Raw genomic sequence first — 15,849 nt, 5'->3', positions numbered from 1 at the left:
AAAATTTTATACATTCTCTTATTTTGTTTATCATGTACCTCCTTAACGCTTTATGAGGCACTTCTTTCTTTTATTTTGTTTATCATGTACCTCATAAGTGCTTTATGAAGCACTTCTTTCTTTTATTTTGTTAATCATGTACCTCATATTCGCTTTATGAAGCACTTCTTCCTTTTATTTTGTTAATCATTTACCTTATGAACATTGCATGAGGTACATTTTTCATAAAATATTGTTAATGTTATGATTCCTACAATAAAAATAAGCCCTCTCACTGAGAAGGGCTTTACATTTTTTTAACTAAACACCTTTTCTTCTTCCTGTTTAAAAAAGCTCTTCATCGCATGAAAGACGTCTGCTTTTTGCTTTAAAATAAAATACCTGAATTTTTCGTTTTTGATATTTTTATAAGCAGACATAAGCGTAGAATGGCGATTGTATTGGTTGACTTCCCCGTATCCAAACATATTTGATACTTTCATTAGCTCTTCGACTAGTTTGACACAGCGCGGATTGTCGGAGGTAAGATTATCTCCGTCTGAGAAGTGGAATGGATAAATATTGTAGCGAGATGGTTCGTATTTTTCATCGATTAAACTGATTGCTTTTCGGTAAGCTGAGGAGCAGATCGTTCCACCACTTTCACCTTTGGAAAAGAAGTCTTCTTCTGAAACAACTTTTGCTTCCGTATGGTGGGCGATGAATTCGATATCGACTGTTTCATATTTTGTCCGTAAGAAGCGGGTCATCCAGAAAAAGAAGCTGCGGGTCATATATTTTTCCCAGACGCCCATGGAACCACTCGTGTCCATCATTGCGAGAACGACAGCCTTAGATTCGGGCTCTTGAATTTCATTCCACGTTCTAAATTTTAAATCTTCTTGGACGATTGGATGAAAACTTGGTTTTCCACTGATCGCATTTCGTTTGAATGCTGTCATCATCGTTCTTTTTTTATCAATATTGCCCATTAATCCGGTTTTGCGGATATCATTAAATTCGATATCTTCAACCGTATTTAAATCTTGCTCTTTTCGTTGTAAATTCGGTAATTCTAATTGTTTAAATAATGCCTCTTCAAGCTCCATTAACGATACTTCTGCTTCATAATAATCTTCTCCCGGCTGATCGCCCGCTCCATCACCTTTTCCTGGTCCTTTTTGTGGAGCGCCATCGCGTGCGACAACATCACCCACCTGACTTTCGCCGTCCCCCTGACCGACATGCTTATTCTTATCATAATTATAGCGTATTTTGTATTCATCCAATGATCGAATCGGAATTTTGACCACATCACGGCCATCTGACATGATGATGCTTTCTTCTGTTATAAGGTCAGGCAAATTATTACGAATCGCTTCCTGTACCTTTTCTTGATGTCGTTTTTGATCATCATGTCCTTTACGGTGGAGGGACCAATCTTCACTTGAGATAACAAACTGCTTGTGCTCTGAATCAGTCATAATATTCCCCTCCTACATTTTTTAGAAAACTTTCACCATATTTCCCTTATTTGCATACAATATTTTGGCTGTGTATTTAAGGAATGCATAAAAAAATTATGGATTACTTTATCCTATGCAAAAAGTTAAGATTATTTACAAAAAATTATTATAATAAGGTAATTGTCTATTTAGGTTGGACGAGCTATGATTAATTATTTTTACTAAAAAAAGAAGCTATTGAATCTAGCCCCTCATAAACGATGATTATATTATAGTAACTTTTCAGAAAATCAAATAACTTTCACCAAATTTCATGTTAAAATTATGTTATGTAACTAGCCGGGTGGGAGGTTGCCCTAACCCTTTCTCTTTTATCTTCAAGAGAAGGGAGGTGACCGATATGGATATTCTAATTGCCGTACTAGTGGAAGCAGTTAAGACACTTGTCACTCAGACAATTGTTATAATATTCAGCATAATATCCACTAATGAACGCAAAAAGAAAACCACCCGCACTTCGTCCAAAAGAATCGGGAGGTCTTCTAAAAAGAAATATTAAAATTTAGGAGCAACCGACCACTTTGGATTGGTTACTAGGCGAGATGTTCTCACAGCATCTCGTCTTTATTATATATTCCTCATTATAACATAATTATTCCAAGTTAATAACAACAAAAAATGAATTTGGGGAATTTCCTTTAATATTGCTGACAAAAAAATGAATCTTTATTTCCAAGTTCATTTCATGAGTAAGGAAAGCTTACATTTATTTGTTTATTAACTTATCATATTTTAAAACATTAGTTTTAGGAGGATAAGACTCACGTATATAGTCGTACCATACTTTTACTTTATCTCCTGAATTGATTTCATCCTTATTTATTATATTTAGCTTTATTACGTTTAAATATTCCTCTCTTAGTTGCTTAAGATTAAAACCATCTATGTTAATATTTGATTCCCCTTCAATTAACCATATTCCCTCCTCTCCTTTATAAATAATTCCTTTTAATGTTCTTTGTTCACTAGGCTTTTGAAACTCTGATAACAAAGGTGAGTCATCTACTGAATTTTGATTATCGCATCCAATTAGTGGAAAAATAACTAGTGCGATAATAAGAAAATATTTCAGTTTTTCTCCCCCCTGTTTCTATGCATAATGTTTTAGATGGCAAAAAAGCTTATTTTTCTTCCATATAAAAATATTATATATAATAAAATAAGGAGGATTGTAGATATTTGATATTTAAAAAAAGAACCAGCCCATAGGCTGATCCCTAATTATCGATTTAACAAGCTTCCTACATATCTTAACAGCTCATTTGCGGAAGTTGAGTTGTAGCCATGCTCATCAATTAAACGCGCGACTACTTCGTTAATCTTTTTCAGTTGCTGTTCATCCGGTGTTTTCGAGGAGGTTGTGATTTTTACAACATCTTTTAAATCGGCGAAAAGTTTCTTTTGAATCGCTTCACGGAGGCGATCATGGGAATTATAATCAAATCGTTTTCCTTTTCTTGCATAGGCGGAAATACGGATAAGAATTTCTTCTCTGAAAGCTTTTTTGGCATTTTCGGAAATACCTATTTGTTCTTCAATTGATCTCATTAGCTTTTCGTCCGGATTGATTTCTTCTCCGGTTAATGGATCATACAGCTTTGCCTTATTACAATACGCTTCGACATTATCAAGATAGTTATCCATTAATGTTTTTGCAGATTCTTCATAGGAATAGACGAATGCTTTTTGAACTTCTTTTTTGGCAATTTCGTCGTATTCTTTTCGAGCTAAAGAAATAAAGTTTAAATATTTTTCTTTTAATTCGGTCGTGATGGACGGATGCTGATCTAAGCCTTCCTTTAAAGAACGAAGTACATCTAGCGCATTAATTGAAGAAACTTCTTTACGGATAATGGTGGATGAAATTCGGTTAATGACATATCTCGGATCGATTCCACTCATTCCTTCTTCCTGATATTCCTTTTTTAATTCATCGATATCTGCAGAATTAAATCCTTCCACACTTTCACCATCATATAATCGCATTTTTTTAATGAGGTCGATATCTCCGCGCTTTGGTTCCTTTAGTCTTGTCAGAATCGAAAACATCGCCGCAATTTTTAATGTATGCGGGGCAATATGGACATTGGCCACATCACTTTCATTAATCATCTTTTCATAAATCTTTTCTTCTTGTGTAACTTTTAAATTGTATGGAACAGGCATGACGATGATTCGTGAATGAAGGGCTTCATTTTTCTTGTTTGAAATAAATGAACGATATTCCGTTTCATTTGTATGGGCAACAATAAGTTCATCAGCCGAAATTAAGGCAAACCTGCCCGCTTTAAAATTCCCTTCCTGTGTTAATGAAAGTAAATGCCAAAGAAACTTTTCATCACATTTTAGCATCTCTTGGAACTCCATTAACCCACGGTTCGCTTTATTTAATTCCCCATCAAAGCGATAAGCCCTTGGATCGGATTCGGATCCATATTCGGCAATGGTGGAAAAATCAATGCTTCCTGTTAAATCAGCGATGTCTTGGGACTTTGGATCAGATGGGCTAAATGTACCAATACCCACCCTTCGATCTTCAGAAAATAAAATTCGTTGAATCATGACATCTTCGATTCGACCGCCATATTCCTCTTCCAGGCGCAGCATGTTTAATGGCGAAAGATTTCCTTCGATTCGTATTCCATATTCCTCGTAGAATTCTTCCCGTAAATGATTAGGGATGAGGTGGAGAGGATCTTCATGCATTGGACACCCTTTAATTGCGTAAACTGCACCATTCTCTGTTCGTGTATATGCCTCCAGACCCCTTTTTAGCATCGTTACTAATGTGGATTTTCCCCCGCTTACAGGACCCATTAATAATAAAACACGCTTACGGACATCTAAGCGTTTTGCTGAAGGATGGAAATATTCCTCGACTAATTTTTCTAATGCTTCCTCTAAGCCAAATAATTGATTGCTGAAAAATCGATACTTCTTCCTACCATTTTCTTCTTCAACACCAGCATCTTTAATCATATTGTAAACACGAGAATGTGCAGACTGTGCTACCCATGGCTTTTCTTTCAGTAATTCTAAATATTCTCCAAATGTACCTTCCCACTGCAATTTTTCCTCTTCTTCTCGATAATGTTCTAGTCTTTTTAAAATATCCATAAGTACCTCCCCTTGTCACTTGTTGAGAGACGATTAATATACTTTATGCTCGTTATCAAAAGAACATGAGTAGAAAAGACAAGAAGTTAGCACCATATTATGGAATAATTTTTAAGTTATCATCGGATTGTCTAGAAAAACTTAGAGGAATCATTCACTTTATATTTGAAATAGGCTATAATAACAAAAGAATTGTATTAATTTTGAAGGAGGCTTACATAACTATGGGAACATGGGTGATTATAGCTGTTGCTATTGCATTTTTAGCCGCTATCTTTACAGCGGGATATGATGATAAGCCAGGTACAAGCAAATAATAAAAAAATCTTCCACTTGGAAGATTTTTTTATTATTTTAAGTTAGGAAATCCCTGCTGTCTCAATGCTTCATATACTAAAATAGCTGCGGTATTTGAAAGATTTAATGATCGTACATTGTCATTCATTGGGATTCGTAAAAAATGGTCCTTATTATTAATTAATAAATCTTTCGGCAACCCCGTTGTTTCTTTTCCGAACATAAAGTAATAATCTTTATTTACATCACTATAATCAAACGCGGAATGAGGTTTTTCACCAAATGTTTCAATATAATAAAACTCTCCATTTTCATTTTTTGCAAAAAATTCATCAATGGAATCGTAATAGGTTATATTCACATGATGCCAGTAATCGAGTCCTGCTCTTTTTAACATTTTATCATCTGTAGAAAAACCAAGAGGTTTAATTAAATGTAATTTCGTGTCTGTTGCTGCACATGTTCGTGCAATATTTCCAGTGTTGGCCGGAATTTCTGGTTGATATAAAACAACATGTATTGCCACTTTTGTCACCTCATTATTAAACTTTAGCCTTACCATTATATCATAAGGTGAAAATGATTAAGCATTGTCAATAATCGTAAAAAATTTATATTTAATATTTGGTGTGTATGCAGAGGAATCTTCATACGCCCAATAACGCATCCGACTGTTATACGTATGGGCGTTAACGAGAGGCATTCCATAAGCATCTTTTCCGGTCACAATCGTGTTATGATCAAATCGTCCGTCCCCTTGGAAATCATAACAGATGACATCACCTAATTGTAGTTCATCTGGTGAACTTACTTCACGGGCCTGCAAGCCCGATTTTGATGTAGACAAATATAACCTCAACGAGTTGGCGATACTCCAACTATAGCTCCAGCTATTTCCCCTCATCCACCAGCCCTTACTTTTGTTTGGATAACCACGCATTGGTGCCCCGCCAGTGTGTAAGCATTGAGAAATAAAATTTGTGCAATCGACATCAAATTTTTTATAAGCTGGGTTATAACTATTCCACCAACGTTCCGCATATTGAACGGCCTTTAACCGATCATAGCTGTAGGAAATGCGTACGTCTTCCCGTACAGTTGAAAAATCAGCATCCGTTTTTTCCAGATTTAAAATAATATCCTCATACTCAATTTCTCTTGTATCGTATAGTTTATTTTTATAAAACGATGCAATATGGTGCTCGAGTTGTTCCTCGACATACATTTTTTCTTTTTGCTTAATTAAATATTGCATATGGACGTCATAATTAATATAAGTATGGTTGTCATCTTGCTGTTTATCTGTAATGTTAGTAATCGCCTTCACCTTAACAATTTCAGCATTTCTTTTCGCAGCCGAAGCGATTTTTTTGGTCACTTTTTCATTTCCGCGGACATCGTTCTCCTTTACATATGCTTCTACAAGTGATTCGATATAGGCTTTTATCTGATCTTTCACCGTCATCCCTCCTCGTATTCATACATATGTAGAAAGATATTTTTCAATACAAATCTGAGGGGGATTTTTAAACTACAGGATTGTTTATTCTAACAAAAAAATCATCAGGTTTTTACCATGTAAATAATCAATCAAATTTTTGTTATAATGAAACCAATAAACAATTGGAGGTTTTCATTTTGAATGTAAATATGGAAAAGACAATTGTAAGCTTTTTAAAGGAAAAACTTTCATCCTCTCTCATTTATTTATTTGGATCAACAGTCAAAGGAACAGTTCATAACGGAAGTGACATCGACATAGCCTTTTTAAGTGAAAAAAAATTGGATACATATGATTTGTTTATGATGGCGCAGGAACTAGCTGAAAAATTAGAACGTGAAGTAGATTTAATTGACTTAAGCCAGGCAAGTACCGTATTTCAAGCTCAAATTATTCAAACAGGAAAAGTCATTTATTGTAATAATGAGACTGAAAAAGCTCAATTTGAGATGAAAACGTTAAAAATGTATGCGAAGTTGAATGAAGAGCGTTCAGAAATATTACTTAATATCGAAGGGAGTGGATCCATTTATGAAAAATGATGTGATATTAAATAAAGTAAGTATTATTGAGCGTTGTTTGAAACGAATTCATGAAGAGTATCAAAACAACCCGGAAAATCTAGAGAATTTTACAAAACAAGATTCCATCATTTTAAACCTTCAGAGAGCGTGCGAAGCCAGCATCGATTTAGCCATGCATATCGTAGCCGAGAAAAAGCTTGGATTGCCACAAAACAGTCGAGATGCTTTTACTTTTTTAGAAACTGAAGGTGTCATCCCTTCCTCTTTATCCCAGAAAATGAAGGCAATGATTGGATTTAGAAATATCGCTGTCCATGACTATCAGGAGATCAGTTTAGTGATTCTTCAAAAAATTATAGACAATCACTTAGTTGATTTCATGCAATTCACTAAGACAATTCTTTTATACTAAATTTTAGTTTCAATATCATATACACGCACAAATAATATGCTTTAGTGCATTTTTAAACAATATAAATGACTGCTCCGTGTTTTCAATTTCTGAGAAAAAGGGTATAATGGAGTTGAAAATGTAGAAATTAAAAAGACCAAAGGTGCGCCAACACCTCTGGTCTTAGCAATAGCCCTTCAAGGGCAACTCACACTATTAGGTCAGAAAAAAGTAACCAACCCATGTGCTTGCTAGGCGTTCTATGGGCGGTTACTTTTTTTGTTGTGACAGTATGGCTACAATTAAAGTTGCAAAAGAAACCATCAAGACTAACGTCTCATAAACTGTCATGCTATCACCCCCTTTCAAAGAAGGGAGTGAGTTACCACCCATGAAAGCCCTATTGCTTATTCTATTATAACATTTTTGTGCCTATCATTTTCGAAAATGGGCTAAAAGAAAAGCGGAAGCTCTCTTAGCTGACAAGCAAATGTTTATTAGGAACATTAAACCTAAAAAACTTCTTACTTAAAAAAAATAGACAAAGTGTCTTCACTTTGCCTTCATACTACATAGGGATATTCCCTTTTCTATTTCCTTTAATACTTCTGGATCTCTCTCGGTCTTTTCGGCTTTGTGCAGTGATTCTTTCGCATCTGTTCCGCCAATTTTCCCAAGTGCCCAAGCTGCGGTACCACGTAAAACGGGTCTTGGATCATCTGTCAGCACTTTAATTAAATCCGGAACTGCTGATTCTTCTTTAAAATGTGCTAGAGCAATAATTGCATTTCGTTGAATTGGCTTCTTCCCTCTCCATGATCCTGATACTGGACCAAAATCTTCCTTAAATTCGCGGTTACTAATAGTCAATAATGGAGTGAGTTTCGGCTTTGCAATTTCGGGATTGGGCTCCATTTCCTCATGAAAATGAAAATTCATTCCTTTATTTTTCGGGCAACTTGTTTGGCAAGTATCACAGCCATAAAGACGATTTCCTAATTCCACGCGAAACTCATCTTCTAGGAACCCTTTCGTTTGCGTTAAAAAGGCAATGCAGCGTTGGGCATTTAATTGTCCTCCCTGTACTAAAGCTCCCGTCGGGCATGCATCAAGACATTTAGTACATGAACCACATTGATCCTCAATTGGTTCATCAGGTTCAAACGGAAGATTTGTGATCATTTCTCCTAAATACACATATGATCCGAATTCTGGTGTAATAATAGAACAATTTTTTCCGCTCCACCCAATACCAGCTCGTTCAGCCACAGCCCGATCGACTAATTCGCCTGTATCGACCATTGATTTGAATCTAGCTTCCGGGACTTTTTCTGCAATAAATTGTTCTAGTTGTCTTAATTTATCTCTCAAGATCGTATGATAATCGACACCCCAGGAAGCACGACAAAATATCCCCCGCCGTTCGCCTTTCTTCCCTTTAGGTGCATCGTTCATTCTTGAAGGATAAGCGAGTGCGATCGCAATAATTGATTTTGGTTGTTCGAAAATGAGGGAGGGATCTACACGTTTTTCAATATCTTTTTCCTCAAACCCTGATTGATACCCAAGTTCTTGCTGACGGATTAAGCGATTTTTCATTTCGGTAAATGGATCCGCCGTTGTAAAACCAATTTTGTCTATTCCAATTTCTTTACTGTAAGAAATAATTTCATCTTTTAATTGTTTTACATTCATCTTGATCCCTCCTTTCTTTATATGTACATAAAAAAACGCAATACCCCGTTCTTCATGGAAACGAAACACTGCGTTATTGATAAAGTTATGTATGGAGCGGGTGATGGGAATCGAACCCACGACAACAGCTTGGAAGGCTGTAGTTTTACCACTAAACTACACCCGCATATTTATTATTTCAAAATATCTTTTGTCCTTAACTCGACTTTTTTATTATACAAAGTTCTACAACATTTTGCAAGTATTATTTTTAACTTTTTTGATTGGATATTGGCGAATACCAATATCCAATCTTCTTGTTAGTTGTTTACTGATACAATTGATTCAGCAATATGGCCTGATTTATTCACTTTTGTTTCTAAATAAAATTGATTATAGTCAGATTTTCCTCCCCATAACGGGATATGATGATCCGCTAGTAAGCCCGATTTCTTTAATGCAGCCAGTTTTTTCGGATTGTTTGTAATGAGTGTGACAGGCTTTGAACGTAATGTTTGTAGCACTCGAATGGCTTCTTCATAGGATCGGCTGTCATCACTAAACCCTAGAGCAAGATTGGCTTCGACTGTATCAAATCCTTCTTGCTGTAGAAGATAGGCTAATGATTTTGAAAATAATCCAATTCCTCGTCCTTCATGATTGGCAAGGTAAAAAAGAGCCCCGCTTTTATTTTCAACGATCATTTTCATTGATTGTCTTAATTGATAGCCGCAATCGCAACGCTGACTGCCAAAAATGTCGCCGGTATGGCAAATGCTGTGCATTCTTACGAAAGGATTGTCCGCTTCTTTCATATTTCCATATACAAGTACAGATGATTGCTGTAAGGAAGCAAAATCATATGTTGTTAATGAATCTAGAATTTCTTCTTTCGTCTCATTATTATTCAATGTTATCCATGTATACCAATGAAAGTGAAAAATTTGATCATCTAGTTTCACTGGCAAATTAATAGGGCCTACTAGGCAAATATCTTTTTTGTCTGGTTCTGAGATCATCGTCATTTTATCTATAAGAAGATGCTTTACATCTGTTGAAATCATTGTGTTCTCCTCTTTTACATTAGAATCTTTATAATGTAAAGCAAGTTTATTATAAGATGATGGGCGGGTCAAGGAAAGAAGATTGCCAATGAATGTAGCGGACATCATTTCCACTATTTTGTAAAAATGCGTTAGAAATAAACAAATGGCCGTTCCTTTCCGCTTCAGGCACTTGCTTTCCGCGGGGCTGGCGATGAGCCTCCTCATCGCTCCGCTCTTGCGGGGTCTCATCTGTCCAGCATATCCCGCAGGAGTCAAGTGCCTTCCGCTCCAATCCACTCTGTGCGTCTAATAATTCTAATAGAAATGACATTTTAAAAAACAGACCTATTATAAATAAGGATCCACTGTCTACTTAACATTTTTTTATAAAAACAACTTTCAAATAATTCCCCTCTGGAAATTCTTTAATCGTGCGAAAATCGTCTGGTAGTGAGAATTCTTCTAAAATTTTATAGTTTTCTCCTGTTTCCTTAAAGGCGGATTCAATAAAGCCTTTGAATTTTCCCATTCCGAAGGAGCTGGAGTTCGTTGAAGCGACGATTACGCCATCGTCTTCGGTTATTGCGATTGCTTCTTTTAATAGATTTTTGTAATCTTTTTCCGCACTGAATACATATTTTTTCGAACGTGCAAAGCTTGGTGGGTCAAGGATGACCATGTCGAACTTAAGCTGTTTCCTCACGGCATATTTAAAGTAATTGAAAACATCCTCCACAATAATTTGTTGGGCTTCATCATCAATTTTATTAATACGAAATTGTTCAATTGTCTTACTCTTGCTACGATTTGCTAAGTCCACACTAGTCGTTTTGGTTGCTCCGCCAAGTGCGGCAGCTACGGAAAAGGCGCCCGTATAGGAGAATGTGTTTAATACGGTTTTACCTTTTGCATATTTATCTTTGATTGTTCTTCTTACGTCCCGTTGATCTAAAAAGACGCCTACCATCGCACTTTCATTTAAGTAAACGGCGAAGTTCATTCCATTTTCTTTGACGATGATCGGAAATTGTCCCCTTTCCCCTGAAACAAAATCATCTTCTTCAATATACATTCCTTTTGTATCAAATCGCTTTTTTTGATAAATCGCTTTAAACTTTGTGATATTTTTTAATGAGGAAATGATTTGTTCACGAAAATGGTAAATCCCTTTACTATACCAGTGTATTAAATAATAACCATCAAAATATTCAATCGTTATCCCGCCAATTCCATCCCCTTCGCCATTAAACACGCGAAAGGCTGTTGTTTCGGGATTATTATAGTAATGCTCTCTTTTAGCGAAGGCTTTTTTTAGTTTGTTTTCGAAAAAGAGCTGATTTATTTGCTCGTTTTCTTTTTGACTAAGGACCCAGCCTAGCCCTTTATTTTGCTTGCCATAATAGCCTTTAGCGATAAATCGGTTCTGTTCATCGACAAGGCGAATGAACATCCCTTCATCAGTTAGAACATTCGGATTCACAATCGTATCTTTAGATATAAGTGGATAGCCACTTTTGAATTTATTTACAAATTTCGCTTTTATTTTTACATTTACTTCGTTTTTCATTTTTTCATCCAATCTATTTTAAGACTTCTATCTATTAATATACATCCCTTTTTGTAAAAACAACAAATGAGATTACTAAAGAAACGAGTAACCATACGAATAAAACGAGTAAGGAAAAGGTTAGTGTCATTCCTTCAATTGGAGGACTTGATCCATTAATATAATTTGTCAGTTGTAAATTCACCATAAACAAGTATTTCGCGCTTTCCCATGAAGACACCATATTTACTAAAATCGCACCTGCAATCAATGCTGAAAGCATAATTCCCATCACGGCGGCCGTACTTCGTAACAGCACCGAAAGCATGAACGTCAAGCTGCCGACAACGACACACACAAACCAGGCAAGTCCAAATTCCATTAATATGTAAGTCCATTGAGGGATAAGGTGGACATTGGCAGTCAACAATTCCTCATTATTCGTTTGAAACCCCGTTAACATCGGCATATTCCAACCACTATAACCGAATACAACACCTGATATGAGATAAGCAAGAATTGCTACGCACAAAACAATAAAAGAAATTGAGTACAACAAAGCGATATATTTGCTTAATAAAATTTTCCACCTTTTCACAGGTCTTGTTAATAATAACTTAATCGTTCCGCCGCTTGCCTCAGAAGAAACGAGGTCGGCTGCGATAACCATCACTAACAGTGGCATGAGAAGGCCGATGGCATTTTCAATAAATACACGCATGAATGTCGGTGCCCCGGGTGCATTCGGATTTATATTGTGATCAAGATAGTATTGTTGTTGTCCTAATCTAATTTTAAAATATTTTTCATAATCCTCAGGAAGCCGACTTGATGATAACCGATTTTGAATATCAACAATCTCTTGTTGAAGCTGAATACGCCAATCCTTTGTTCCCATCTTTTCCTGGGTATTTTTCACTTCCTTGTATTGGGCATATGTAAAAATAGGGACGAGAAAAGCAACGATTAAAATAATGACAAAAAGGCGTTTCTTCCGAAAAAGTTTTAGTTGCTCATTATAAATTAAATTAATCAATGGCTTTTCCTCCCGTTATTTCTAAAAATAACTCTTCGAGCGTCGGGAAAACGGTTTTCATTTCCTTTACTTCTATATCCGCTTCAACTAATCTTTTATTCCAACCGGCAATTTTATCTGATAAGAAAGGAGTGATTAAGCTTGCATCTTCCCCTTCTTTAACAGTCGTTACTTCTTCCAAAAGTTGTTTTGCCTTTTTGACAGGAGTTACCTTCCAAATTACTCGTTCCTTGTCAGTAAATAGAGCGGAAACCGTATCTGTTCGGATTATTTCACCATTTGTAATGATGGCCACCCGGTCACATAATAATTGTATTTCACTAAGTAAATGGGAGGAAACGAGAACGCTTAATCCTTCTTCAGTTGCTAAGTATCGGATAAATTCCCTCATTTCCCTGATACCTGCTGGGTCAAGACCGTTTGTCGGTTCGTCTAGAATGAGGAGATGGGGATTACCGAGCAAAGCTTGGGCAATTCCAAGACGCTGCCGCATTCCGAGTGAATACGTTTTGACACGGTCATGGATCCGATTTGTTAATCCGACTAATTCAGTTACATGATACAGACGTTCATTCGAGATTGATGGATCCATTCTGGAAAAATACTCTAGGTTTTCCCAACCTGATAAATAAGGATACAATTCGGGATTCTCAACAATACAGCCGAGATTTTTCATCGCTTCTTTAAATTCTGTTTCAACGTTTTTTCCGGCAATGTATATTGCACCTGAGGTTGGCTTTATTAGGCCTACAAGCATGCGAATCGTTGTTGTTTTTCCCGCGCCATTTGGACCAAGAAAACCGAATACTTCCCCTTGAAACACTTCGAAATTCAATCCTTTTATAATCTCTTTCTTTCCAATTGTTTTTCTTAAATCTTTTACTTTTAAAGCAGGAACTTGACTCATTTTGACTTCTCCTCACTAAACGTAATCAGGGAAGCAACCCTTTCTGCTATTAACTGATACCCGGCTGCATTCGGATGAAATTTGTCGTTAAATAAATAATCATTCGTATTCAGTTCGAATAGATCGAATGTTGGTACATAAACAATTTCTTTGTAATTTGCGGCAAGTTCAGCAGAATCGAAATTCCATTGCCTTACAATCTTAGAAGTGAGCTTTGATTGTTCCATTTTCATAAATGGATTATATAAACCAATATGGAAGATTGTCGCTTTTTTATTGATTGAGCGTAAAGTTGAGTAAATGTTTTTTAAGTTTTTTAAATATGATTGTTCAGCCTTTTTCTCCTTATTCAAGTCAAGGTTCATTAATGCTTCCCCGCCTTGGAAAAGGTCGTTTCCACCAATCGTCAAAAGGATAAAATCTGCCTGTTTAATTTGACGCTGTATTTCAGATTGTTTTATTTGTGAAAGAAGCTGTTTGGATGTTTGTCCTTTTATCGCGCTATTGGTGAGCAGAAATTTCTTGTTTGCCTTCTTTTCCAGTCCGTCGATTAAATAACCTACATAGCCTTTTCCTTCTGGATCACCTGTTCCGCGCGTAAGTGAATCTCCTAGTGCTGCGATTTGTAATTGATGATTCGTTGTCATTTCGGGAGCTTCTGTAGCCTGTTTTGGTGGGCTGATTGTTTTTGCTTCTGTCCATTGATCCTTAAGTACCCACCCAAGACCAACAAGACACATAAGAGCCGAAATAACTGAAAAAAATGAAATGATCTTAATGAATGCTTTATTCATTTGAACAATCCTTTCTATATAAAATTTCCGATTTGTTGCTAGTAATTACAGAATAGCAAATGATGGGATTTATTCATAATCATTCATTTTACTTAATCTTAAAAATGGATATAAATGAATCATATGAATACATATTACGTAACTATTTTGCCATTTTTTCGTCCAATAGATTAAGAAGAACATAAGGATGTGATTATTTGAGTAGGTTGGTGAAATTAATTATTGTGCTTTGCATGACCATTACTTTTCTAATAGCGTGCAGCAGCGGGGATAGCAGCAGTAAATCTGCGGAGAACGGGAAGATAACGCAGGAGTCGAAAACGGATTATGCCAATGAGACTTCTACAGAAGAGAACCATGTTGAAGCGAATCAAGATAAAAAAGAGGAGCAAAGCAAACAATCTCAATCCCGCATGGTCATTTATAATGCGAGCCTCGACATGGAAGTAAAGAAAATTGCGCAAGTGCAAGATCAGATTAATAAAATGGTTGTTGAAATGGGAGGCTATACAATTCAACAAAATATGAATCAAAATAGTGAAGAACGCCAAGAAAGTTCATTAACGGTGAGAATTCCGCAAGATCACTTTCAAGCTTTCTTGGATAAGGTGAAAAAATTAGGGGTCCGCACGGAAAATCAACATATTTCCGGCCAAGATGTCACGGAAGAATATGTCGATTTAAAATCGAGATTAAAATCCAAGCAGGTGGTCGAAAAAAGACTAACTCAATTTATGAATGAAGCAAAGGATACAAAGACATTATTAGAAATTTCAAATGAACTCGCAAAGGTTCAAGAAGAAATCGAAACCATCCAAGGTCAAATGAAATATATAGAAAATCAAACAAGCTTGTCTACAGTTACAATAACACTTTTTGAAAATAAGGTGGTCGTTCCCGGATTAGAAAAAGATCAATTAAACACATGGGAAAAAACAAAAAAACAATTTATGAACAGCATTAATTTCATCGTTTCCTTCATTTCCGGGTTATTTGTATTTATTGTTGGTTATTTACCAGTGATTGTTATTCTTGGCTTAATTGGGGTCGTTATAACATTAATTTGGAGAAAGGCGAAAAAGAAATCGGGTAATACGGTTGATAAATAAAAACTTTATATTATTAATGTGGAATGGATGTTTATCGGTGGGATGATGCGGGAGGTGGGGGGAAAATTGCTATTATGTGCATGAATCTGTTTGATTTGATTCGAGTAGATAATGCTGGGTTTCTTTTGCTCTCCTGCATGTATCCTTTTTTCATGCATCTTGGCTTCATTCCTCTTCTTTGACGACCAAGATTCACTTTCTTCGGGCATCTTGGGTTTCATTCCTTCGCTTTGGCGACCAAGATTTACTTTCTTCATACATCTTGGGCTTCATTCCTTCGTTTTGACGACCAAGATTCACTTTCTTTATGCATCTTGGGCTTCATTCCTCCTCTTTGACGACCAAGATTTACTTTCTTCATGCATCTTGGGCTTCATTCTTAGTCAAGTCCATATTATTGTG

At 36.0% G+C, this 15,849-nt stretch carries 15 protein-coding genes and 1 tRNA gene; 3 read left to right on the top strand and 13 right to left on the bottom strand.

The annotated features are described in order from the left end of the window. Positions 1-296 precede the first annotated feature (296 nt). From yhbH to B5V89_RS12335, 5 genes are all read right to left on the bottom strand, one after another. Positions 297-1,463 carry a sporulation protein YhbH gene (yhbH, locus tag B5V89_RS12355; RefSeq protein WP_108072254.1) on the bottom strand — a complete coding sequence of 389 codons (1,167 nt, stop codon included), beginning with the start codon at positions 1,461-1,463 and terminating at the stop codon, positions 297-299. 748 nt (positions 1,464-2,211) lie between these two features. Then, the gene (locus tag B5V89_RS12350; RefSeq protein WP_181294664.1) at positions 2,212-2,496 is read right to left on the bottom strand and encodes a DUF3221 domain-containing protein; all 285 of its coding nucleotides are present in this window, start codon (positions 2,494-2,496) and stop codon (positions 2,212-2,214) included. A 230-nt stretch (positions 2,497-2,726) separates the two neighbouring features. Continuing rightward, positions 2,727-4,622: a PrkA family serine protein kinase gene (locus B5V89_RS12345; protein WP_108072251.1), complete on the bottom strand. Its 1,896-nt coding sequence runs from the start codon at positions 4,620-4,622 to the stop codon at positions 2,727-2,729. Positions 4,623-4,971: 349 nt separating this feature from the next. Next, positions 4,972-5,445 carry a tRNA (uridine(34)/cytosine(34)/5-carboxymethylaminomethyluridine(34)-2'-O)-methyltransferase TrmL gene (gene trmL / locus B5V89_RS12340; protein ID WP_108072250.1) on the bottom strand — a complete coding sequence of 158 codons (474 nt, stop codon included), beginning with the start codon at positions 5,443-5,445 and terminating at the stop codon, positions 4,972-4,974. Positions 5,446-5,502: 57 nt separating this feature from the next. Further along, positions 5,503-6,378: an amidase domain-containing protein gene (locus B5V89_RS12335; protein ID WP_181294662.1), complete on the bottom strand. Its 876-nt coding sequence runs from the start codon at positions 6,376-6,378 to the stop codon at positions 5,503-5,505. Between the two features lie 80 nt (positions 6,379-6,458). Here B5V89_RS12335 and mntA point away from each other — a divergent pair, with 80 nt between their 5' ends. Both mntA and hepT read left to right on the top strand, forming a co-directional pair. Then, positions 6,459-6,962: a type VII toxin-antitoxin system MntA family adenylyltransferase antitoxin gene (gene mntA / locus B5V89_RS12330; RefSeq protein WP_376065604.1), complete on the top strand. Its 504-nt coding sequence runs from the start codon at positions 6,459-6,461 to the stop codon at positions 6,960-6,962. After that, positions 6,952-7,356 carry a type VII toxin-antitoxin system HepT family RNase toxin gene (gene hepT / locus B5V89_RS12325; RefSeq protein WP_066232696.1) on the top strand — a complete coding sequence of 135 codons (405 nt, stop codon included), beginning with the start codon at positions 6,952-6,954 and terminating at the stop codon, positions 7,354-7,356. The genes mntA and hepT overlap by 11 nt, the downstream gene beginning before the upstream one ends. Positions 7,357-7,605: 249 nt before the next feature. Here hepT and B5V89_RS20720 read toward each other — a convergent pair whose 3' ends face one another. The 8 genes from B5V89_RS20720 to B5V89_RS12290 form a co-directional block, all read right to left on the bottom strand. After that, positions 7,606-7,686 (bottom strand): putative holin-like toxin, encoded by an 81-nt coding sequence (locus B5V89_RS20720; protein WP_376065625.1) that lies wholly within the window; start codon positions 7,684-7,686, stop codon positions 7,606-7,608. Positions 7,687-7,887: 201 nt separating this feature from the next. Beyond that, positions 7,888-9,030, bottom strand: a complete 1,143-nt coding sequence (queG, locus tag B5V89_RS12320; protein ID WP_108072246.1) for a tRNA epoxyqueuosine(34) reductase QueG — start codon at positions 9,028-9,030, stop codon at positions 7,888-7,890. Between the two features lie 92 nt (positions 9,031-9,122). Next, positions 9,123-9,196, bottom strand: a tRNA-Gly gene (locus B5V89_RS12315). Positions 9,197-9,329: 133 nt separating this feature from the next. Continuing rightward, positions 9,330-10,073, bottom strand: a complete 744-nt coding sequence (locus B5V89_RS12310) for a GTP cyclohydrolase II (RefSeq protein ID WP_108072244.1) — start codon at positions 10,071-10,073, stop codon at positions 9,330-9,332. A gap of 355 nt (positions 10,074-10,428) precedes the next feature. Next, positions 10,429-11,622, bottom strand: a complete 1,194-nt coding sequence (locus tag B5V89_RS12305) for a class I SAM-dependent rRNA methyltransferase (RefSeq protein WP_108072255.1) — start codon at positions 11,620-11,622, stop codon at positions 10,429-10,431. A gap of 34 nt (positions 11,623-11,656) precedes the next feature. Then, on the bottom strand, positions 11,657-12,637 hold the full coding sequence (locus B5V89_RS12300) for an ABC transporter permease subunit (protein WP_066232700.1): 981 nt from the start codon (positions 12,635-12,637) through the stop codon (positions 11,657-11,659). Beyond that, a complete protein-coding gene (locus tag B5V89_RS12295; RefSeq protein WP_108072242.1) occupies positions 12,630-13,544 on the bottom strand; it encodes an ABC transporter ATP-binding protein in 915 nt (304 codons plus the stop codon). Before B5V89_RS12295 ends, B5V89_RS12300 begins: the two co-directional genes overlap by 8 nt. Next, complete coding sequence (locus tag B5V89_RS12290) at positions 13,541-14,338, bottom strand: SGNH/GDSL hydrolase family protein (RefSeq protein ID WP_108072240.1); 798 nt, start codon at positions 14,336-14,338, stop codon at positions 13,541-13,543. Before B5V89_RS12290 ends, B5V89_RS12295 begins: the two co-directional genes overlap by 4 nt. A gap of 197 nt (positions 14,339-14,535) precedes the next feature. On the opposite strand from B5V89_RS12290, the gene B5V89_RS12285 reads away from it, so the two are divergent. Then, a complete protein-coding gene (locus B5V89_RS12285; RefSeq protein WP_084347716.1) occupies positions 14,536-15,447 on the top strand; it encodes a DUF4349 domain-containing protein in 912 nt (303 codons plus the stop codon). Positions 15,448-15,849 lie beyond the last annotated feature (402 nt).

Origin of the sequence: Heyndrickxia sporothermodurans, assembly GCF_003055045.1 — a bacterium.
Lineage (GTDB): Bacteria > Bacillota > Bacilli > Bacillales > Bacillaceae_C > Heyndrickxia > Heyndrickxia sporothermodurans.
Note: the sequence above shows the minus strand (reverse complement) of the source record. Positions and strands in the feature narration are given on the sequence as shown.

Excerpts from the sequence above, each read along its gene's own strand:
- B5V89_RS20720 (WP_376065625.1), bottom strand. The coding sequence starts at position 7,686 with ATGACAGTTTATGAGACGTTAGTCTTGATGGTTTCTTTTGCAACTTTA.
- yhbH (WP_108072254.1), bottom strand. The coding sequence starts at position 1,463 with ATGACTGATTCAGAGCACAAGCAGTTTGTTATCTCAAGTGAAGATTGG.
- B5V89_RS12290 (WP_108072240.1), bottom strand. The coding sequence starts at position 14,338 with ATGAATAAAGCATTCATTAAGATCATTTCATTTTTTTCAGTTATTTCG.
- queG (WP_108072246.1), bottom strand. The coding sequence starts at position 9,030 with ATGAATGTAAAACAATTAAAAGATGAAATTATTTCTTACAGTAAAGAA.
- B5V89_RS12310 (WP_108072244.1), bottom strand. The coding sequence starts at position 10,073 with ATGATTTCAACAGATGTAAAGCATCTTCTTATAGATAAAATGACGATG.
- B5V89_RS12295 (WP_108072242.1), bottom strand. The coding sequence starts at position 13,544 with ATGAGTCAAGTTCCTGCTTTAAAAGTAAAAGATTTAAGAAAAACAATT.
- hepT (WP_066232696.1), top strand. The coding sequence starts at position 6,952 with ATGAAAAATGATGTGATATTAAATAAAGTAAGTATTATTGAGCGTTGT.
- B5V89_RS12305 (WP_108072255.1), bottom strand. The coding sequence starts at position 11,622 with ATGAAAAACGAAGTAAATGTAAAAATAAAAGCGAAATTTGTAAATAAA.
- B5V89_RS12345 (WP_108072251.1), bottom strand. The coding sequence starts at position 4,622 with ATGGATATTTTAAAAAGACTAGAACATTATCGAGAAGAAGAGGAAAAA.